The sequence below is a fragment of the Ornithinimicrobium avium genome (assembly GCF_003351765.1).
Classification (GTDB): domain Bacteria; phylum Actinomycetota; class Actinomycetes; order Actinomycetales; family Dermatophilaceae; genus Ornithinicoccus; species Ornithinicoccus avius.
Map to the genome: position 1 here is coordinate 831,520 of NZ_CP031229.1, position 19,695 is coordinate 851,214.

A 19,695-nucleotide genomic window follows, 5' to 3' on the forward strand; every position below is an offset into this window, starting at 1 on the left:
TCCCAGGACCACCTCTCGAAGAAAGAGAACACCACATGAGCACCAAGAAGCTGGTCGCGACCGCGGCCGTGAGCGCCACAGCCCTCATCCTGTCCGCCTGCGGCGGCGGGGGACCCTCCGCCGGCGGCGGGGACTTCACCGACGACAAGGTCGTCCTCGCCGTCCTCAACGACCAGAGCGGTGTCTACAAGGACCTCTCCGGCCCGAACAGCGTCGAGGCCGTGAAGATGGCGGTGGCCTACTACCAGGAGAAGTACGGCGACGACGCCGTCGTCGACGACATCGAGGTCGTCTCGGCCGACCACCAGAACAAGCCGGACATCGCCAACACCAAGGCCCAGGAGCTCTACGACCGGGAGAAGGCGGACATCATCCTGGACGTCCCGACCTCCTCGGCGGCGCTGGCCGTGGCGACGCAGGCCAAGGAGAAGAAGAAGCTGTTCGTCGACATCGGCGCCGGCACCACCGAGCTGACGAACGCCCAGTGCAACAAGTACACCTTCCACTGGGCCTACGACACCTACCAGCTGGCCAACACCACCGGCACGGCGATCACCGACGCCGGTGACAAGAACTGGGAGATCATCTACCCGGACTACGCCTTCGGCCAGGACATGGACAAGTCCTTCACCGAGGCCATCGAGAAGGCGGGCGGCACGGTCGGCGACCACATCGCCACGCCGTTCCCGAACGACAACTTCACCACCTTCCTGACCAAGGCGGCGGCGGACAAGCCGGACGTGATCGGCACCATGCAGGCCGGCGGCGACCTGATCAACCTGGTCAAGCAGTTCAACGAGGGCGGCTACGCCCAGGAGGGCATCGACCTGGCGGTCGGCCTGATGTTCATCACCGACATCCACTCCCTCGGTGTCGAGGCCTTCCAGGGCGTGCAGTTCGCCGAGGCCTGGTACTGGAACTTCGACGACGACAACCGCGCCTGGGCCGACAAGTTCATGGACCGGACGGGCACCCGGCCGAGCTTCGCGCACGCGGCCAACTACTCCGCCGCGCTGCAGTACCTCGAGGCGGTCCAGGCCGAGGGCACCGACGACGCCGACACCATCGTGGGCAGCTTGGAGGGCAAGAAGATCAACGACGTCTTCCTCAAGAACGGCGAGGTCCGCGCCGAGGACCACCGTGTCATCCACGACGTGTACCTGGCCCAGGTCAAGACGCCCGACGAGGTCAGCGAGGACTGGGACTACGAGAACATCCTGGCCACGATCCCGGCCGCGGACGCCTTCATGCCGCTGGACCAGAGCACCTGCGAGATGGGCTGAGCCCACCACCCGTGACCGAGGCCGGGCGCCCCCGGTCCCCCGTGAGGGGGGGCGCCCGGCCTCACCCCCGCCGAAGGAGAGGCATGAACGAGATCCTGCAGTACACCGTGCAGGGCCTGGCCGCCGGTAGCTTCTACGCGCTGGCCGCCCTGGGCCTGGCGGTCATCTTCGGCGTGCTCGGTGTGGTGAACTTCGCGCACGGCGCCTGCTACATGCTCGGCGCGGTCACGTCCGCGGTCCTGCTGGACCTGGTCGGCCTGAACTTCTGGCTGGCCCTGCTCGTGGTGCCGGTCCTGATGTTCGTCTTCGGCGTCCTGCTGGAGCGGCTGCTGGTGCGCCACCTGATCGCGCTGGACCCGCTGTACAACTTCCTGCTGACCTTCGGCCTGTCGTTGCTGCTGGTCGACCTGGTCAAGCGGCGCTACGGCGTCTCCGGCCTGCCCTACACCCGCCCCGAGATCCTCTCCGGCGTCATCGACGTCGGCGGCGTCCGGCTGCCGACCTACCAGGTCTTCGTCTTCCTCTTCTCGCTGCTGGTGTGCGCGCTGGTGTGGCTGGTCATGACCCGCACCCGCGTCGGCATGATCGTGCGCGCCTCCACCGAGAAGGCCGACCTGACCCGCGCCCTCGGCGTCGACGTCAACCGCTGGGTCACGCCGGTCTTCGGCTTCGGGATCGCGCTGGCCGGTCTGGCCGGCGTCCTGGCCGCCCCGTTCCGGGCGATCACCGCCGACATGGGCTCCAGCTTCATCATCATCCTGTTCGCCGTCGTCGTCATCGGCGGGCTGGGTTCGATCGTCGGCGCGGTCGTCGCCGGGTTCCTCGTCGGGCTGGTCGAGGCCTTCGGGCAGGCCTACGCCCCGACCCTGTCCCAGATCGTCATCTTCGTCCTGATGGCCGTCGTCATCCTGATCCGGCCCTCCGGCCTCTTCGGACGCGAGGAGAACGCATGACCACCCGCACCGACACGACCGTGGCCACGGCGGAGGCCGGCAGCTCCGGCTTCCTGGGCCGATCGGCGCGCCGCTGGTGGATGCTGGCCGGCGGTCTGGTGGTCGCCCTCGCGCTGCCCTGGTTCGTCTACCCGCCGGTGGCGATGGACATCGCCGCCTGGGCGCTGTTCGCCGTCGCGCTGGACCTGCTGCTCGGCTACGCCGGGCTGCTGTCCTTCGGCCACGCGGCCTTCTGGGGCGCGTCCGCCTACGTCGCCGGCCTGACCGCGCTGCACTGGGGGCTGCCGTTCCCGCTCGCGGTGCTCCTCGGGGCGGTCTTCGCGATGCTCCTGGCGCTGCCGATCGGGCTGCTCTCGGTCCGCAGCAGCGGCATCTACTTCGCGATGGTGACGCTCGCCTTCGCCCAGATGATCTTCTTCATCGCCAACCAGTGGCGCGACCTGACGCACGGGGAGAACGGCGTGCAGGGCGTGCCCACCAGCTTCTTCGGCGTCGGGCCGGTGGAGACGGACAGCTTCTGGTTCTACTACGCGGCACTACCGATCATCATCCTCGGTATGTGGTTCGCCTGGCGGGTGGTCCACTCCCCCTTCGGCCGGGTGCTGGTCGCCACCCGCGACAACCCCGACCGGGCCAGGGCGCTGGGCTACAACGTCGAGCGCTACCGGGTGACCGTCTTCGTCCTGTCGGCCGGTCTGGCGGGCCTGGCCGGCGGCGTGTTCGCGATCAGCCACGGCTTCGTCTCCCTCCAGGAGGTCGCCTGGCAGACCTCCGGCAAGGTCGTGCTCATCACCGTGCTCGGCGGCATCGGCACCCTCTGGGGCGCGATCGTCGGAGCCGTGGTCATCGTGCTGCTCGAGGACCAGCTCGCCTCCTCCGGCTTCGAGGGCATCGGCATCATCACCGGCTCGGTCTTCATCATCGTCGTGCTCCTCTTCCGCCGGGGCGTCTGGGGCACCCTCCAGATGCTCCTCGCGCGGCGCACCGGCCGCACGCGGGAGGGCTCGTCGCGCGTCGACGAGGACGGCGACGCCGCGATCGGCGCGGCCGACGGCGAGCAGGGGTCGCGCTAGGAGCGTCACCGGACGCAGGTCGCGCAGCGACCCTGCGACCTGCGGCTCCGGCGCCTCAGCGGGCGGGCAGGATCGCCAGCAGCCGGAGCGCGAGGGCGACCTCGAGGAGCCGGCCCGGCTCCTGCCACCCCTCGCCGAGCAGGCTGGTGACCCGCTCCAGGCGCTGGGTGACGGTGTTGGGGTGCACGAGCAGCCGCTCCCCGGTGCGCGCCAGGTGCCGGTCCTCGGCCAGCCACGCCTCGAGCGTCTCGACCAGCGCCGTCCCCCGCCGGTCGTCGTAGTCCAGCACCGGGCCCAGCTGGGTCCGCACGTGCTCGGCGGGGTCCCCCCGCCCGAGCAGGAGACCGACGAACCCCAGGGACGCCGGGTCGGCCACGTCCCCGCGCCGGCCCATCGCCAGCAGCGCCTCCAGGCAGCGGACCGCCTCCCGGTGGGCCGTGCGGACGCCGTCCACGCCGGTCACCGGCCCGGCCGCCCCGATCGTCGGCCGCGCCCGGCCGACGGGTCGTTCGCCGACCCCGGAGCCGGCGAACCTGCCGACCAGGCGTCGGCCGGCGGCCAGCGGGTCCTCGCCCGGCAGCGCGAGGACGAGCCGCTCGCCGACGGGGGCGCACAGGCCACCGGCGGAGACGGCCAGCTGGTCGGCCACCTGCCCCGCGTGCCCGTCCGCGCCGTCGACCACGAGGACGACGTGGTCCCGGGCGAGGTCGGTGCCCAGCAGGGTGGCCCGTGCCGTGAGGGAGCCGGCACCGACCCGGCCGACGACCAGGTCGAGCAGCAGGTCCCCGCGCAGCCGCGAGCGGCTCTCCTCGGCGCTGCGCTGGACCACCATGAGCAGCGCGGCCGTCTGGGCGGCGCGCTCCAGGATCCGTCTGGAGGACTCGTCCACCTCGGCGCGGAGCAGGACGGCGGTGATCGGTGCGCCGTCGGCCCACACGGGGGCGACGCTGAGCCCGTCGCCCACGTGCGTGCAGTTGTCCGCCAGGACCTGCGTGACCAGGACCAGCTCCGCCGCGGTGGGCGGGGCGCCCGGCTCGCTCGTGGCCAGCGTCGCGCCCTGGTCGTCGACGACCGCCACCGCCGCCTGGAGCACGTCCTGCAGCTCGCCGGCCACGTCGTGCAGGGTGCCACCGCGCAGCACCACCCCGGCCAGCCGGTCGTGCGCGTCTGCGGCCCGTTCGACGCTCTGCACGTTGCTGCGCAGCAGCGCCCCGGTCTCCTCCAGCTCGGTCACGGCCGCCTGCATCTGGTCGCTGCGGCGCGCGTTGTCCAGGGCGACGGCGGCGTGGGCGGCGAAGCTGGTGAGCAGGTCCACGTCCTCCCTGGAGAACGGCCGGGCGTCGTGGTTGGCCGCGTAGAGCACCCCGATGACGGTGCGCCCCAGCAGCAGCGGCACCCCGAGGATGGCGCGCAGCTCCTCGCCGCGCACCGCGCTGTCGATGGACCGGGTGTGGTCGAACCGCTCGTCGGCGAAGTAGTCGGCCGTCGCGTAGGGCCTGGCCGTCTGCGCGACCAGGCCGCCCAGCCCCTCCCCGAACCCGAGCCGCACGTGCCGGAACTCCTCGGTGTGGATCCCCTGGGTGATCCGCATGTAGGTCTCGCCCGCCTCGTCGTCGTTGAGCGAGAGGTAGGACACGTCGCAGGCCAGCAGCGTGCGCGCCCGGCGCACGATCGCCTCGAGGACGTCGTCGAGGTCCTTGAGCGCCGCGAGGTCGGCGACGGTGTCGAAGAGCGCGGACAGCTCGCTCTCCCGGCGCCGACCGAGGTCGCGCAGCCGTAGGACCCGCAGGGCCAGGGCGTGCAGCCGCCGCACGTCCTCGGGCGCAACGGCGTCCTCGCCCCGCCCCTGCGCCAGGAGCGCCTCGAACTGCTCCGCGGACCGGTCCTCGGCCAGCAGCATCAGGTAGCGCTCCCCGAACGACGACGGCTCCACGGGGTCACACTCTAGAGTGCGCCTGCCAGACCAGGGCGGCCGCGACGAGGTCCTCCAGGGCGGTCCCGACCGACTCGAAGACGGTGACCTCCTGCGACGACGACCGCCCGGTATGCCGTCGCGCCGCCAGGTCGGACAGGGTCCCCCGGACGTCCGCCCGGGTCAGGGTGCCGCGCTCCAGCGCGTCGACGATCTCGCCCGGCTCGTGCAGGGCGGCCTCGACGTCGACGAACAGGCTGGCCGAGGTGATGAGCGCCTCGTCCGCCTCATGCATCGCCGGGGTGAAGGCGCCGATGAGGTCTACGTGCGTGCCCGGCCGCACGTCCTGCGCCAGGACGAGCGGGGAGGTGGAGGAGGTCGCGGCGCTGACCACGTCGGCCCGGCGGACGCCCTCGCGCAGGTCCTCGGCCACCTCGGCCGCCAGACCCTCCTGGCGGAGGCGCTCGACCAGCTCGGCGGCGCGCCGCGCGGAGCGGGCCCAGACGCGGGTGAGGCCGACCTCCCGGACCGCGGCGTAGCAGTGCGGCAGCGCGGCGGCGACGTTGCCGGCGCCGATGAGCAGGTGCTCGCCGACCTCGCGGGGGGCGAGGCTGTCGGCCGCCAGCGCCGAGGCAGCGGCGGTGCGCCAGCGGGTGAGCTCGGCGCCGTCGAGGACCGCGACCGGTCGGCCGTCGGTCCCGTCGGTGAGCAGGTAGGAGCCCTGGATCGCCGGCAGCCCGCGCTCGCCGTTGTGCGGGAAGTGGGCCACGACCTTGACCCCGATCCACCGGCCGCTCTCCCAGGCCGGCATGACGAGCAGGGTGGCCTGCCGATCCTCGTCCACCCGGTGGTGGCCGCGGTCGGGCACCACGACGTCGTCCTGGTGGGCGAAGGCGGTGCGCAGGGCCTCCACGAGGGCGCCCGGCTGCAGGACCGCACGTATCCGGGCGGCGTCGAGAAGCTCCATACCGCTCAGACTGCCATGCGGACGGGATGAACCATCCGGTCGCCCGGCGCGACATCAGGGTGACGGTGCTCGCGTCCGGGGCACCGCACGAGCTAGGGGAAGGCCATGACTCTCCACCACCTCCTCACCTCCGCCGCGGCCGCCGTCGCCCTGGTCGCCACATCCGCCGTCGGCACGTCCGCCGCGACCCTGGTCGACGGCACCGCGGCGACGGCCCTGCCCACGGCCGGCATCGCGGTGCCCGCCGCCCCCACGCTGCAGGACGGCGACCTGGGTTTCACCGTCGAGCGGCTGGCCGGCGGCACCCGCTACACCACCGCGGTGGCGGTGAGCCGGCGCTTCTCCGAGGTGGGCACCCCGGTGGTCTACGTGGCCACGGGGCGGGCCTACGCCGACGCTCTCAGCGCGGGGCCGGCCGCCTCGCGGACCGCCGGACCGGTCCTCTTCGTGACCTCCACCGGCATCCCCACCGCGACCGCGGAGGAGCTGAGCCGGCTGCGCCCGGGACGGATCGTCGTGGTCGGCGGCACCACCGTGATCAGCGATTCCGTCCAGGGCGCGCTGCGCGCCTACACGACCGGGACGGTCACCCGGCTGGCCGGTCCGGACCGCTACGGCACCTCGGTGGCCGTGAGCAGCGCGGCCTTCCCCGGCGGGGCGGACGTCGCCTACGTCGCCAGCGGCCAGACCTGGCCCGACGCGCTCTCCGGCGGCGCCGCGGCGGTGGTGCAGGAGGCTCCCGTCCTGCTCACCCGGCACGGCTCGCTGCCCGAGGAGGTGCTCGCCGAGCTGGAGCGGCTCGCTCCCTCGCGCATCATGCTGGTCGGCGGCACCACCGCGGTCTCCGACGCCGTCGCCGCCGAGCTGCGCACCGTCGCCACGACCGAGCGGGTGGCCGGTGACGACCGCTACGCCACCGCGCTGGCCCTCTCCCGGCGCGTGTTCGGCCCGGACCGGCCCGGTGTCACGATCGCCAGCGGCCTGAACTTCCCCGACGCCCTGGCCGGGGTGCCCGCCGCCGCCTCCACCCGTGGCCCGATCATGCTGGCGCGCCGCGACAGCCTCCCGCACGCGGGCGAGCTGGACCGGTTGACGCCGGGCACGGCATACGTGCTGGGCGGGACGTCGAGCCTGTCGATCGAGGTCCCCAAGGCGGCCCAGCGCGAGCGTGGCGTGTGCTGGTCGGGTCCGGACTACTCCGGCGGCGGCCAGCAGGTCCTGTCCACGGTGAGCGGCACGACGAGCCGCAAGATCGCCTACACCCTCGACATGGGCGGCCGTCTGGAGGGGGCCGAGGAGATCGTGGACATCCTCGTCGACCGGCAGGTCTGCACGACCTTCTTCCCGACCAGCCTGATGGCCGACACCGCGCAGGGGCGCCGGGTCATGGCCAAGATCGCCGCGCACCCCGAGCTGTTCGAGATCGGCAACCACACCGTCCACCACTGTGACTTCGTCAACGGTGGCGGCGGCTCCCCCAGCGGCGCGCCGTGCCAGCGCGAGATGACCGCCAGCTTCATCCGCCAGGAGCTCACCGACGCCGAGGCCGCGCTCAGGGCCCAGACCGGCCTGTCGACCAAGCCCTACTGGCGCCCGCCCTACGGTTCCTACAACACGTTCGTCCGTGACCAGGCCGCGGCCGTGGGCTACCCCAAGACCGTCTACTGGGCCCGCGACACCATCGACTGGGACCCGGCCACCACCACCGCGCAGATCGTGGCCCGGACGACCAGCCCGCTGCCGGCGTCCGGGTCCATCGTGCTGTCGCACCTCGGCGGCTACCGCACGCCGGAGGCGCTGCCCCAGATCATCGACGTGCTGCGGGCCAACGGCTACACCATGACGACCGTGTCGGACATGCGTGACGGCTGACCGGGCCCAAGAACGTCAGGCGTTCCCGGGGCCAGGACCCCGGGAAGGCCTGACAGTGACGTGCGCCGGCGGCTACCCGGCGGCGGTCCGCCGTGCGGAGCGCGCCAGGTGCACGACGGTCCACACGTAGACCGCCAGCCACACCACGAGCACACCGATCGCGACGACGTTGAGGGTCGAGAGTCCCTCACCACCACCGCCCTCGCACGTCTGGTTGCCCGCCGCGTCGGTCACGCACGACTGCACGTCCACGGCGAAGGCCATGAGGCCGGCCAGCACCGGGAGCAGCCAGGTGGCGCCCAGCACGATCCCGCCCCAGACCTTCTCGCCCACGCTCCACCGGCGGGCGACGACGAGCAGGACCATCCCGGCGATCCACATGGGCACGGCCACCGGCCAGAGCCAGAAGAGCAGCGCCGAGCCCACGAGCAGGACGAGGGCGCCCGCCTCCCGCCACGCGTCGGACCGCTGGGCCTGCGCAGCTCCGGTGCCGGGGGCCGCAGCGCCGCCGGCCTCGTCGACCACGGCGGCGGGCTCGCCGAGACGGTCCAGGACCTCCCGGACCTCGACCTCCGTGGGGTCGCCGCCGAGGGCCTCGGTGAGGTGCTCGCGGATCTGCGCCTCCAGCTCGCGCGCCTCGTGCACGCGCAGCCGGGCGGTCTCCTCGTGCAGCCGGCGCAGGTAGTCCACCACCAGCGGGTGGTCGAGCGTGGTCATCATTGCGGCCCCTTCCGGGTCAGTATGCGGTCGACGGAGTCCTTCAGGTCGGTCCAGGAGAGGGCGAAGTCCGCCAGGGCGACGCGCCCCCGTGGCGTCAACGAGTAGTAGCGCCGCGGCGGGCCGCTCGGCGACTCCCGCCACGAGGTGGTGACGAGCTCCTCCTTGCGCAGCCGGCTCAGCAGGGGGTAGATCGTCCCCTCGCTGGCCAGCAGTCCCTCCTCGGCGAGCTCGGTGACGAGGTCGTAGCCGTAGCGCTCCTCGTGCTGGAGCAGCGCGAGGACACAGTGCTCCAGCACTCCGCGTCGCAGCTGCGCGAGACCCTGGACCACTGCCATGCGTCACAAGATACCTTTAGATACCTTGCGGCGCAAGGATGCGGGCCCGCCGACCAAACCGGGGCACTCGCCCCCGCCACGTCGACGAACAGCGCGGCCCGCCGACCAAACCGGGGCACTCGCCCCCGCCACGTCGACGAACAGCGCCTCCCGCCGACCAAACCGGGGCACTCGCCCGCGTGGGCAGCCGGTGCCTCAGGCCTCGAGCTTCTTGACGATGCGCTGCACGGTCAGCCAGGTCCGGGTCGTGATGTCCGTGCCGTAGCTGCGCTCCAGCCAGGTCATGAGGTCGGGCGTGCGGCCCGGGACGCTGTTGTCGACGACGGCCAGGAAGGCGCGGGCCTGCGCGTCGTAGCCGACGACGCGGGCCAGCGGGTCGGGCTGCTCCGGCGGCCGTGGCGGCTCGGCCCCCTCACCCAGGGCGCCGTCCTTGAGGAAGGTCGCGGTCAGGTAGGTCCCGCGGCCGTGCGTCAGCCCGGGGAACGGGTCGCTGTCCAGCAGCGCGCGCAGCTCGGCCAGCTCCCGCACGATGGTCCCGCCGGCGATGCCGAGCCCGTCCTTCAGGCCCGCCTGGATCCGGTCCTCCAGCGCCGACGCCGGCTGCTCCTCGGCGGTGAAGACGATGTTGCCGCTGGCCAGCACCGAGCCGACCTGCTCCAGCCCGAGGCCCTCGAAGACCTCCCGCAGGCGCTCGTTGCGCATGCTCGGGTTGCTGGGCATGATGCCCCGGAGGAGCGCGGCATACCTGGTCATGACCCGAACCTACCGGCGGAGCCTCCGCAGGGAGGGCGGGTGCACCGCATACCCTGAACCGACCCCGAGATCCCGGACAGGAGCGCCACCGACCCATGGCCCGACGCAAGCCGCCGCAGAGCGAGGACCTCTTCGACGTCGAGGAGAAGATCGTCGAGGTCGACGTCCAGGAGGAGATGGAGGGAGCCTTCCTCGAGTACGCCTACTCGGTCATCTACTCCCGCGCCCTGCCGGACGCGCGCGACGGGCTCAAGCCGGTGCAGCGACGGATCCTCTTCGGGATGGACGAGCTGGGTCTGCGGCCGGACCGGGCGCACGTCAAGTGCTCCCGCGTGGTCGGCGAGGTCATGGGCAAGTACCACCCGCACGGCGACACCGCGATCTACGACGCGATGGTCCGGATGGCGCAGCCCTTCACCATGCGCCTGCCGCTGGTCGACGGGCACGGCAACTTCGGCTCGCTGGACGACGGTCCCGCCGCGAGCCGCTACACCGAGGCGCGGATGGCGCCCGCGGCGCTGCTGATGACGACCAGCCTGGACGAGGACACGGTCGACTTCGTCCCCAACTACGACGACCAGCTCATGCAGCCCGGCGTGCTGCCCGCTGCCTTCCCCAACCTGCTGGTCAACGGCGCCTCCGGCATCGCGGTCGGCATGGCGACCAACATGGCCCCGCACAACCTGGTCGAGGTGATCGGAGCCGCCCGCCACCTCATCGCCGCCCCCGAGGCCGATCTCGACGCCCTCATGCGCTTCGTGCCCGGTCCGGACCTGCCGCTCGGCGGGCGGATCGTCGGGCTGGACGGGGTGCGCGAGGCCTACGAGACCGGGCGCGGCAGCTTCCGCACCCGCGCCACCGCGCGGATCGAGAACGTCACGCCCCGCAGGAAGGGCATCGTGGTGACCGACCTGCCCTACCTGGTCGGGCCGGAGAAGGTCATCGAGAAGGTCAAGACGCTCGTCCAGGCCAAGAAGCTGCAGGGCATCTCCGACATCATCGACCTGACCGACCGGACCAAGGGGCTGCACCTGGTCATCGAGGTCAAGACCGGCTTCAACCCCGAGGCGGTGCTCGAGCAGCTCTACAAGCTGACGCCGCTGGAGGAGTCCTTCTCGATCAACAACGTCGCGCTTGTCGAGGGCCAGCCGCGCACGCTGGGCCTCAAGGAGCTGCTGCAGGTCTTCGTCGACTTCCGCACCGAGGTCGTGCGGCGGCGCACCGAGCACCGGCTGGGCAGGCGCAAGGACCGGCTGCACCTGGTCGAGGGCATGCTGGTCGCGATCCTCGACATCGACGAGGTCATCCAGCTGATCCGCTCCTCTGAGGACACAAAGACGGCCAGGCAGCGGCTGATCCAGGTGTTCGACCTCTCCGAGGTGCAGGCCGACTACATCCTGGAGCTGCAGCTGCGCCGGCTGACGAAGTTCTCCCGGATCGAGCTGGAGTCCGAGCGCGACGAGCTCCAGCGCGCGATCGAGAGCCTCCAGGCGCTGCTCGACGACCCGCAGCTGCTGCTGCGCCTCGTCTCCGACGAGCTCGCCGAGGTCGCCAGGGAGCACGGGACGCCCCGGCGCACCGTGCTGCTCGAGTCCGACGGCGCCTCGGGTATGTCGTCCGCCGCCACCGCGGGCACGGGACCGGGGGCCGCCCCGGTCCTGGAGGTGCCGGACGACCCCTGCTGGGTGCTGCTGTCCTCGACCGGGCTGCTCGCACGCACCGGCACCGACGAGCCGCTGGAGGCCGGGGGCCGGCGCGCCAAGCACGACGTGGTCGTGTCGCGGGTGCGCGCCACGACACGGGGGCAGGTGGGTCTGGTCACCTCGGCCGGGCGCGTGGTCCGGCTCTCCGTCGTCGAGCTGCCGAGCCTGCCGCCGACCGCGGGCGCGCCGTCCCTGTCCGGCGGGGCGCCGCTGTCGGTCTTCGTCGACCTGCCCCCGGACGAGACCGTGCTGGCGCTGTGCTCGCTCTCCGGCGAGGGCCCGGGGCTGGCGCTGGGCACCCGGCACGGCGTGGTCAAGCGGGTCAACCCGGACTACCCGGGCAACAGGGACTCCTTCGAGGTGATCGCCCTCAAGGACGGGGACAGCGTGGTCGGCGCGGTCGAGCTGGGCAGCGCCGAGGAGTCGCTCGTCTTCATCACCTCGGACGCCCAGCTGCTGCACTTCTCCGCCTCCCTGGTCCGGCCGCAGGGCCGCTCCGGCGGCGGCATGACCGGCATCAGGCTCGGCGCCGGTGCCCGGGTGGTGGGCTTCCAGGCATTCGACCCCGCCGCCGAGAACGTGGTGGTCACGGTCGCCGGCCCGGCCGGGGCGCTGCCCGGCACCGGGACCGGGTCGGTGAAGGTCACGGACATGTGGGCCTATCCCGCGAAGGGACGGGCCACCGGCGGCGTGCGCTGCCACCGCTTCCTGCGCGGCGAGGACACCCTCACCCTCGGCTGGGCCGGCGCCGCTCCCCCGCTGGCCGCCTCCGCCAACGGGGTCGCCGTCGACCTGCCGGAGACCAACGACAAACGCGACGGCTCGGGGGTGCCCGCGGCCGCGCCGATAGCGGCGGTCGGCTGACACGCGAAGGACGGCGCAGTCCCGCGGTCCGGGTCCCCGGGGTGGGACCATGTGGTCATGATGGGACAGGCGGGGGAGCCCGGGCAGCAGGGTCAGCGACGAGTGGGACGCGCGGGGACCGTCCTGGCGGTCGCCGTGGCCGTGCTGGTGGTGCTCGCCGTCGTGGCCGGGGTCCTGGCCGCGACCCGGCCCGGGCCGGACCTGCCCCCGGGGTCGCCGGAGGCCACCGTGCAGGACTACCTGAGCCTGGTGCACGACGGCGACCTCGAGGCGGCCGCGGAGCTGCTCGACCCGGCCGGTGCGTGCACCGTCGAGGACCTGCACCAGGGCTACGGGGACCCGGGCGCGCGGATGGTGCTGCGGGACAGCCGCGTCGAGGGTGACCGGGCCAGCGTGCGCATCGCCTTCGTCTACACCGACGGGCCCTTCGGCGCGGACGGCTGGGAGTCCGACGAGCGCTTCCAGCTGGTGCGCGACGGCGACCGCTGGGTGATCACCGGCGAGCCGTGGCCGATGTACGTCTGCCCCTCCACGCCCGAGGAGGGCTGATGGGCGGGCTCGGACTGCTCTGGCTGCTCCTGCCCCTGGTCGTCCTAGCTTTGATGGTCGGCGGCATTCTCCTGCTCGTGCGGCTGGTCCGCCGCGGCGGCGGGGCCGGGGGAACGAGCGCGGGGCGTCCCGCCGGTGCCTCCACGGCCGGGCACGCGGTCCGGCGCTTCTTCCAGTACCTGCTGCTCCTCGGCCTGCTCGTAGCGGCCGCCGCAGGCGTCTCGGGCCTCGTCGGCCGGCTGCTCGAACCGGGCTCCACGATGGTGCGCGACGACGCGCAGCTGGCGCTGCAGCTGACCTTCACCCTCATCGCCCTGCCGCTGTGGGGCGCGCTCGCCCTGTGGACCGACCGGCGTCTGCGCCGGGACCCCGGCGAGGCCGGCTCCCCCGGCTGGGCCGTCTACCTCACGCTCGTGGGGCTGGTCTCGCTCGTCGTGGCGATGGTCGCCTGGCGAGGGACCCTGGGTGCTGCTGCAGGCACGCAGGACTACCGGGGCGGGCAGCTGGCCACCGCGCTGGTCTGGACGCTGGTCTGGGCGGGCCACCGGTGGTGGCGCCACGACCTCACGCCGGCCGGGCACCTGCGACCCGAGCGGCTGCTGGGAACGCTCGTCGGGCTGATCACCTCCGTCGTCGGCGCCGTCCTGGTGCTCGCGGCGTCCCTGCGCGAGATCCTCGGACTCACCGGCGGCTCGCTCGTCGACCCCACCGTCAACGCCCTTCTCGACGGCGCCGCCGTCCTGGTCGTCGGGGCGGCGGCGTGGACCGCCTACTGGCTGCTCGGCACGCGCCGAGGCCCGCGCGGCACCGGCTGGCTCGCGCTCGTCCTGCTCGCGGGGGTCGCCGGCGGCCTGCTCATGGCCGTCGTGGCAGCCAGCATCCTGGGCTGGGACGTGCTGGTCCGGCTCGTCGGCGACCACCGCGCCGCGACGCTCCAGGAGCACTTCCAGGCCGCCCCCGGTCTGCTGGCGGCGACGCTCGTCGGCCTCCTGGTCTGGTGGCACCACCGCGAGGTGCTCTCCGCCGGACTGAGCCGCACCCGCACCGAGGTGCGCCGCGTCTACGAGTACCTGCTCGCCGCCGTCGGCCTGCTCGCTGCCGCCGCCGGTCTGGTCATGATCCTGGTCACCCTCGTGGAGGCGGTCGCGGCCGGATCCGACCTCGTCGTCGGCGGCAGCGCCCTCAACGCCCTCCTGGCCGCCCTCGTGCTCCTGGCCGTGGGTCTGCCGGTGTGGTGGTGGCACTGGCGCCAGGCGCAGCGCGAGCGGGCCGCCGTCGCGGTCGAGGAGCTGGCCTCGCCCACCCGGCGCACCTACCTGCTCGTCCTCTTCGGCGTCATGGGCGTGGCCGCGGTCGTCGCGCTGCTCGTCCTCGTCTACCTCTTCCTCGAGGACGCGCTGGGCACCGGGATCGACCTGGAGACGATGCGCAGGATCCGCTTCCCCGTCGGGATCCTGGCGACCACCTCGCTGCTGTCGGCCTACCACTGGACGGTCTTCCGCGCCGACCGCGAGGACGGCCTCGCCCTGCTGCCGGCACGCGCCGGCATCGGCCCGGAGCAGCCCGCGCGCTGGCTCCTGCTCGTCGGGGTCGCCGACCCGCAGGTCGCCGACGAGCTCGGGCGCCGCACCGGCACCGCCGTCCAGCTCGTGCGCCGCACCGACGTCACGCCGGGGCCCAGGCCGGTCGAGGAGCTGGAGGCCGCGGTGGCGGCCGCCCCGCCCGGGGACCTGCTCGTGATCGACGGCCCCCAGGGGCTGCAGGTGGTCCCGGTCGAGCGCTGACCCGCCCTCGCGTAGCCTCGGGCGGTGCGTCCGCACCCGACCGCGGGTGCACCCCATACCCGGAGAGGAACCCCGATGCCCACCCTGCCCGGCAGCGACCTGCCGATCTTCCCGGTCAACCTCGGTGGCAACGCCTTCGGCTGGACCGCCGACGAGGACGGGACGTCCGCGGTGCTGGACCGGTTCGTCGAGCTCGGCGGGACGCTGGTGGACACCGCCGACTCCTACGCCTCGTGGGTGGACGGCACGGGCGGGCAGTCCGAGAGGCTCATCGGGCGCTGGCTGGCCTCGCGCGACGCCCGCGACAGGGTGCTGCTGGCCACCAAGGTCGCCCGCAGACCCGGCCGCGAGGGGCTGGCCCACGACAACGTGGTCGCCGCGCTGGACGAGTCTCTCGATCGCCTCGGGACCGACCACGTCGACCTCTACTACGCCCACTACGACGACGAGGAGGTGCCGGTCCTCGACCAGGTCCGCACCTTCCACGAGCTCGTGCGCAGCGGCCGGGCACGCTCGGTCGGGCTGTCCAACTACTCCCCGGAGCGGATGCGCGAGTGGTTCGAGACCGCCCGCCGGGAGGGGCTGACCGTGCCCGTCGCGATCCAGCCCCGCTACACCCTCGTCTCGCGGGAGGGCTACGAGCGCGACTACGAGCCGGTCGTCGCCGACTTCGGGCCCATGGTCTTCAGCTACCCGGCCCTGGCGTCCGGCTTCCTCACCGGCAAGTACCGTACCGAGGCCGACCTCGAGGGCGCCCCACGCGGGGGTGCCGCCCGCCGCTACCTCGAGGCGGGGGGCCTGCGCGTCGTCGACGCGCTCGTGGACGTCGCCCAGGGGTATGGCGTGGAGCCGGCCACCGTCGCGCTCGCCTGGTTGCTCGCCCGGGGCGTCACCGCCCCGATCGCGTCGGTGTCGCGGCCGGAGCAGCTCGACGCGCTGATGGCCGCGCCGGGCCTGCGGCTCGCCGGGGCGGACCTGGCCCGGCTGGACGAGGTGTCTGCGGGCTTCTGAGGACGCCGCGGGGACCGCAGCGGCAGGCGGCGTCCGGGTGGGCCGGGCCGGCACCGGCACGCAGAGGCGCGGGCGTACTAGGTTGGCGGCATGGAGGAGTTCGACCTGGACCGGGCGACCGAGATCGGGTGGGCCGGTTTCCAGAGCCAGCTCGCCGACCACCTCGCCGTGACACGCGAACCGCTGTCGGTCATGCCCTTCGGCGGTGACCCCTCCAGCTCCCCGGTCCTGGAGGTGGCGCCCACGGGCGAGGACGAGACCCTGCACGCCGAGCTGCGGGCCGCCGACGGGTCGACCTGGCCCGAGGACGACCGGTCCCGGCACATGACCGCCCTGGGGTGGTCCGTCGACCCGGGGCGCACCACATACGTGACGGAGATGCCGCGCTCGCACGCCCACCTGCTGGCCGCGATCGTCACCGACACCCTGCGCGAGGTGGTCGGCGTGCCCCACCCTGCGTTCCTCGACGCGGGCGTGCTGACCCCGCGGCCGCCGGCCGAGGACGAGCAGGAGCCGACCCCGGTGCCCCAGCTGGACGTGGACACCGCGGTCCCCGTCCGCACGCCGCAGCAGCTGCGCGAGCTGGTCGACACCACGCTGCACGTGCTCCTCGGCCACCCGCCGCGGCACGATGCGGACGGCGACGTGCCGATCCTCTTCGGCAGCGCGCTCGTCTACGTCCGCACCGCCGACGCCCAGCCGGTGGTGACGATCTTCTCGATCCCGGTCCAGGACATCGGCGACCTGACCGCGGCGCGCCGGGAGGTGGCCATCCTCAACCGCTCTTCGGTGTTCGCCAAGTTCCACCTCGTGGGTCGCCAGGTCGTGGCGAGCGTCTCCATCCCCTGCCTGCCGTTCGTGCCCCGGCACCTCTTCGGCATGGTGCAGATGATGGGCCGCGACATCGACCGGCTGGACGAGGACCTCGCGGTGCGCGTCGGCGGGCGACGCTGGATCGACCTCGTCTCCGGCGCCGGGTCGCTGCGGCCTCCCGGCACGGAGGAGCTGGAGGCCGCCGTCCAGGGCGGGCCCCCGACGTCAGCCCGGGGCACGGAGGGCGACCTGCCGCCCGAGCTGCGCACGGTGCTGGACATGTCCGCCGACGGGGCGCCCCCGCTGGATCCGGCGGCCGTCGCCGAGGTCTGCCACCACGACCCCGCCCTCCTGCTCCGGCTGATCCGGGTCGCCGAGGAGCAGACCATCAGCTGGCGCACGTCGGTCGGCACGGCACGCACCGCCGGCGACCCCGACGAGGTCCGTGCGGCCACCCAGGAGATGCGCGCCTGGCGCTCGACCGTGCGCGACCTGCGGGCCGCGCTGCGGCACGTGGTCACCTTCGGCCCCGAGGAGGGTGGCGACGGGGCAGAGGACCGCTGAGGGAGGGGCCCGCAGGCCCGGCCCGTCCCGGTTGCGCGACGGCGAGGGCGATGGCCTAGATTCCGAGTCGTGAGTGCACAGGCCCCGTCCCGAGTCATCCTGGTCCGTGCCCGGAGCTTCGTCCCCAACCCGGCCACCGCAGCCGACAACGCCTTCCAGTCCGAGGTGCCGGAGGGGCAGTCGGTGCAGGACACCTCGCAGCGGGCGCTGGCGGAGATGGACGCGGTGGCCCAGGCGCTGCGCGACGTCGGCGTCACCGTCCACGTCTTCGCCGACGACGACCACACCCGCCCCGACAGCGTCTTCCCCAACAACTGGCTGTCGACGCACGCGGGCGGCTACGTGGCGGTCTATCCGATGTACGCCTCCAACCGGCGGCACGAGCGCCGCACCGACGTCCTGGAGATGCTCAAGTCCACCTACCGGGTGCAGGCGATCGTCGACTACTCCGGGCTGGAGCCGGACGGCATCTTCCTGGAGGGCACCGGTGCGATGGTCCTCGACCACGTCTCGCGGGTCGCGTACACCGCCGTGAGCCACCGGGCCGACACGCACGTGCTCGAGCGCTTCTGCACCGACTTCAACTACGAGCCGATGGCCTTCGAGGCTGTCGACTCCGAGGGCGTGCCCGTCTACCACACCAACGTCATGGCCTGCGTCGGCACCGACGTGGCCCTCGTGGCTCTGGAGCTGATCCGGGACGAGGCGCGCCGCGAGCAGGTGCGCCAGCGGCTCTCGATCAACGGCCGCAGGGTGGTGGAGCTGACCGAGCAGCAGGTGCGCGAGTTCGCCGGCAACGCCGTCGAGCTGCGCGGACGGACCCCGGAGGGGCGCAAGCGTTACGTCATGGCGATGTCCGGACGGGCCCGCCGCAGCCTGCGCCCGGACCAGGTGGAGGCCATCGAGGCCTCCTGCGAGATCGTCGCGGTCGACATCCCCACCATCGAGCTCGCCGGCGGGTCGGTGCGGTGCATGATCGCGGGGATCCACCTCGACCCGCGGACGGATCGCGTCCCCGAGCCGACGGCGACCGCGGAGGCGATCGACGAGTCGCCGCGCACCGCCGACGGCCAGGACCTGGCCGACCAGCGCCCGGCCTAGCACCACCTGCACCACGCCGCCGTCCGCGCACCCGCGCGGACGGCGGCGCGCTGCGTCCGGGGCCGGTACCGACCGGTTTCGGAGGGAACTGGTCAGAACCCTTGACGGGTGCGCGGGTCGTCGCTATGGTTGCAACGCAGTTGTCCTTTTAGCAACTCCGCCACCGTCGTCGAAAGGGTCTTCCCATGACCACCAACCCCGTCTCCTCGGTCACCGAGCTCGAGCGCCTCAAGGTCCTGCACAACGGCGAGAAGCAGCAGCTGACCTTCTCCGACGCCGAGTTCGAGCGCCGCCTGTCCGGTCTGCGCCAGATCATGGCCGACAAGGAGCTGGACGCCACCGTGCTGACCAGCTACCAGGGGATCAAGTACTACTCGGACTTCCTCTTCACCTACTTCGGGCGCTCCTACGCCATGGTCGTCACCCCCGACGACACCTTCACCGTCACCGCGAACATCGACGCGGGCATGCCGTGGCGCACCTCCTACGGCGAGAACATCGTCTACACCGACTGGAAGCGTGACAACTTCTACTACGGCATCACCGAGGGCCTGCGCCAGCGCGGGGTCACCACCCGCCGGGTGGGCGTCGAGGACGACAGCCTGCCCGTCATGCAGCGCCAGCAGCTCCAGGAGGCGCTGGGTGCCGAGCTGGTCGACGTCTCCCAGGACGCCATGCGCCAGCGGATGATCAAGTCCGCCGAGGAGATCGAGGTCATCAAGCACGGTGCGCGCATCGGCGACCTGGGCGGCGAGGCCATCCGCGGCGCCATCCGCGAGGGCATCATGGAGTACGAGGTCGCCCTCGTGGGCGTCGAGGCGATGACCCACGAGATCGCCCGCACCTTCCCCCACCGCGAGGTGCGCGACACCTGGGTGTGGTTCCAGTCCGGCATCAACACCGACGGCGCCCACAACTGGGCCACCACCCGCAAGCTGGTCAAGGGCGACATCCTCTCGCTCAACTGCTTCCCCATGACCTCCGGCTACTACACCGCCCTGGAGCGCACCCTCTTCCTGGGCGAGCCGGACAAGCGCTCGCTGGAGCTGTGGAAGGCCAACGTGGAGGTCCACGAGGCGGGCCTGGAGCTGATCAAGCCCGGTGCGGTCTGCAAGGACATCGCCGCCGAGCTCAACAAGATCTTCGTCGGCCACGGCCTGCTTCCCAACCGCACCTTCGGCTACGGCCACTCCTTCGGGGTGCTCTCGCACTACTACGGCCGCGAGGCCGGCCTGGAGCTGCGCGAGGACATCGACACGGTCCTCGAGCCGGGCATGGTCGTCTCGATGGAGCCGATGATCACCGTCCCCGAGGGCGAGCCGGGCGCCGGCGGCTACCGCGAGCACGACATCCTCGTCGTGCACGAGGACGGAGCGGAGAACATCACCAAGTTCCCGTACGGCCCCGAGCACAACATCATCGAGGCCTGAGGAGCGCC

16 protein-coding genes are annotated in these 19,695 nt (G+C 72.7%); 11 read left to right on the forward strand and 5 right to left on the reverse strand.

Features of this window, described 5'->3' with window-relative positions:
• Positions 1-35: 35 nt before the first annotated feature.
• The 3 genes from DV701_RS03940 (at position 36) to DV701_RS03950 (ending at position 3,309) form a co-directional block, all read left to right on the forward strand.
• Positions 36-1,283 carry an ABC transporter substrate-binding protein gene (locus DV701_RS03940; RefSeq protein ID WP_114927154.1) on the forward strand — a complete coding sequence of 416 codons (1,248 nt, stop codon included), beginning with the start codon at positions 36-38 and terminating at the stop codon, positions 1,281-1,283.
• A gap of 83 nt (positions 1,284-1,366) precedes the next feature.
• A complete protein-coding gene (locus DV701_RS03945; RefSeq protein ID WP_114927155.1) occupies positions 1,367-2,236 on the forward strand; it encodes a branched-chain amino acid ABC transporter permease in 870 nt (289 codons plus the stop codon).
• Positions 2,233-3,309: a branched-chain amino acid ABC transporter permease gene (locus tag DV701_RS03950; protein ID WP_114927156.1), complete on the forward strand. Its 1,077-nt coding sequence runs from the start codon at positions 2,233-2,235 to the stop codon at positions 3,307-3,309. The genes DV701_RS03945 and DV701_RS03950 overlap by 4 nt, the downstream gene beginning before the upstream one ends.
• 55 nt (positions 3,310-3,364) lie before the next feature.
• On the opposite strand, the gene DV701_RS03955 is transcribed toward DV701_RS03950, so the two are convergent.
• Both DV701_RS03955 and lhpI read right to left on the reverse strand, forming a co-directional pair.
• A complete protein-coding gene (locus tag DV701_RS03955) occupies positions 3,365-5,242 on the reverse strand; it encodes a helix-turn-helix domain-containing protein (protein WP_202863625.1) in 1,878 nt (625 codons plus the stop codon).
• A 4-nt stretch (positions 5,243-5,246) separates the two neighbouring features.
• Entirely contained in the window at positions 5,247-6,188 is a 942-nt protein-coding gene (lhpI, locus tag DV701_RS03960; protein ID WP_114927157.1) for a bifunctional Delta(1)-pyrroline-2-carboxylate/Delta(1)-piperideine-2-carboxylate reductase, read from the reverse strand.
• Positions 6,189-6,293: 105 nt separating this feature from the next.
• Between lhpI and DV701_RS03965 the strand changes: the two genes are divergently transcribed.
• A complete protein-coding gene (locus DV701_RS03965) occupies positions 6,294-8,060 on the forward strand; it encodes a cell wall-binding repeat-containing protein (RefSeq protein ID WP_114927158.1) in 1,767 nt (588 codons plus the stop codon).
• A 72-nt stretch (positions 8,061-8,132) separates the two neighbouring features.
• Here DV701_RS03965 and DV701_RS03970 read toward each other — a convergent pair whose 3' ends face one another.
• The 3 genes from DV701_RS03970 to DV701_RS03980 all read right to left on the reverse strand — a co-directional run bounded on the left by DV701_RS03970 (position 8,133) and on the right by DV701_RS03980 (position 9,868).
• On the reverse strand, positions 8,133-8,777 hold the full coding sequence (locus DV701_RS03970) for a DUF1700 domain-containing protein (RefSeq protein WP_114927159.1): 645 nt from the start codon (positions 8,775-8,777) through the stop codon (positions 8,133-8,135).
• Positions 8,777-9,115 carry a PadR family transcriptional regulator gene (locus DV701_RS03975; protein ID WP_114927160.1) on the reverse strand — a complete coding sequence of 113 codons (339 nt, stop codon included), beginning with the start codon at positions 9,113-9,115 and terminating at the stop codon, positions 8,777-8,779. The genes DV701_RS03970 and DV701_RS03975 overlap by 1 nt, the downstream gene beginning before the upstream one ends.
• 195 nt (positions 9,116-9,310) lie before the next feature.
• The gene (locus DV701_RS03980) at positions 9,311-9,868 is read right to left on the reverse strand and encodes a DUF1697 domain-containing protein (protein WP_114927161.1); all 558 of its coding nucleotides are present in this window, start codon (positions 9,866-9,868) and stop codon (positions 9,311-9,313) included.
• A gap of 95 nt (positions 9,869-9,963) precedes the next feature.
• Between DV701_RS03980 and DV701_RS03985 the strand changes: the two genes are divergently transcribed.
• From DV701_RS03985 to DV701_RS04015, 7 genes are all read left to right on the forward strand, one after another.
• Positions 9,964-12,435: a DNA gyrase/topoisomerase IV subunit A gene (locus tag DV701_RS03985; protein ID WP_114927162.1), complete on the forward strand. Its 2,472-nt coding sequence runs from the start codon at positions 9,964-9,966 to the stop codon at positions 12,433-12,435.
• Positions 12,436-12,492: 57 nt separating this feature from the next.
• Positions 12,493-12,984 (forward strand): Rv0361 family membrane protein, encoded by a 492-nt coding sequence (locus DV701_RS03990; protein WP_162802775.1) that lies wholly within the window; start codon positions 12,493-12,495, stop codon positions 12,982-12,984.
• Entirely contained in the window at positions 12,984-14,768 is a 1,785-nt protein-coding gene (locus DV701_RS18105) for a DUF5671 domain-containing protein (protein WP_162802776.1), read from the forward strand. The genes DV701_RS03990 and DV701_RS18105 overlap by 1 nt, the downstream gene beginning before the upstream one ends.
• Before the next feature lie 75 nt (positions 14,769-14,843).
• The gene (locus tag DV701_RS04000) at positions 14,844-15,779 is read left to right on the forward strand and encodes an aldo/keto reductase (protein WP_114927164.1); all 936 of its coding nucleotides are present in this window, start codon (positions 14,844-14,846) and stop codon (positions 15,777-15,779) included.
• 90 nt (positions 15,780-15,869) lie between these two features.
• On the forward strand, positions 15,870-17,156 hold the full coding sequence (locus tag DV701_RS04005; RefSeq protein WP_114927165.1) for a T3SS (YopN, CesT) and YbjN peptide-binding chaperone 1: 1,287 nt from the start codon (positions 15,870-15,872) through the stop codon (positions 17,154-17,156).
• A gap of 69 nt (positions 17,157-17,225) precedes the next feature.
• On the forward strand, positions 17,226-18,257 hold the full coding sequence (gene ctlX, locus DV701_RS04010; protein ID WP_114927166.1) for a citrulline utilization hydrolase CtlX: 1,032 nt from the start codon (positions 17,226-17,228) through the stop codon (positions 18,255-18,257).
• Positions 18,258-18,442: 185 nt separating this feature from the next.
• Complete coding sequence (locus tag DV701_RS04015) at positions 18,443-19,687, forward strand: aminopeptidase P family protein (protein ID WP_114927167.1); 1,245 nt, start codon at positions 18,443-18,445, stop codon at positions 19,685-19,687.
• Positions 19,688-19,695 lie beyond the last annotated feature (8 nt).

Bases quoted from the DNA above. Each gene is read 5' to 3' on its own strand.
- DV701_RS18105 (WP_162802776.1), top strand. From the start codon at position 12,984: ATGGGCGGGCTCGGACTGCTCTGGCTGCTCCTGCCCCTGGTCGTCCTA.
- DV701_RS03950 (WP_114927156.1), top strand. From the start codon at position 2,233: ATGACCACCCGCACCGACACGACCGTGGCCACGGCGGAGGCCGGCAGC.
- DV701_RS03985 (WP_114927162.1), top strand. From the start codon at position 9,964: ATGGCCCGACGCAAGCCGCCGCAGAGCGAGGACCTCTTCGACGTCGAG.
- DV701_RS04015 (WP_114927167.1), top strand. From the start codon at position 18,443: ATGACCACCAACCCCGTCTCCTCGGTCACCGAGCTCGAGCGCCTCAAG.
- DV701_RS03990 (WP_162802775.1), top strand. From the start codon at position 12,493: ATGATGGGACAGGCGGGGGAGCCCGGGCAGCAGGGTCAGCGACGAGTG.
- DV701_RS03975 (WP_114927160.1), bottom strand. From the start codon at position 9,115: ATGGCAGTGGTCCAGGGTCTCGCGCAGCTGCGACGCGGAGTGCTGGAG.
- DV701_RS03980 (WP_114927161.1), bottom strand. From the start codon at position 9,868: ATGACCAGGTATGCCGCGCTCCTCCGGGGCATCATGCCCAGCAACCCG.
- DV701_RS03945 (WP_114927155.1), top strand. From the start codon at position 1,367: ATGAACGAGATCCTGCAGTACACCGTGCAGGGCCTGGCCGCCGGTAGC.
- DV701_RS03970 (WP_114927159.1), bottom strand. From the start codon at position 8,777: ATGACCACGCTCGACCACCCGCTGGTGGTGGACTACCTGCGCCGGCTG.
- DV701_RS03965 (WP_114927158.1), top strand. From the start codon at position 6,294: ATGACTCTCCACCACCTCCTCACCTCCGCCGCGGCCGCCGTCGCCCTG.
- DV701_RS04005 (WP_114927165.1), top strand. From the start codon at position 15,870: ATGGAGGAGTTCGACCTGGACCGGGCGACCGAGATCGGGTGGGCCGGT.
- DV701_RS04000 (WP_114927164.1), top strand. From the start codon at position 14,844: ATGCCCACCCTGCCCGGCAGCGACCTGCCGATCTTCCCGGTCAACCTC.
- DV701_RS03940 (WP_114927154.1), top strand. From the start codon at position 36: ATGAGCACCAAGAAGCTGGTCGCGACCGCGGCCGTGAGCGCCACAGCC.
- lhpI (WP_114927157.1), bottom strand. From the start codon at position 6,188: ATGGAGCTTCTCGACGCCGCCCGGATACGTGCGGTCCTGCAGCCGGGC.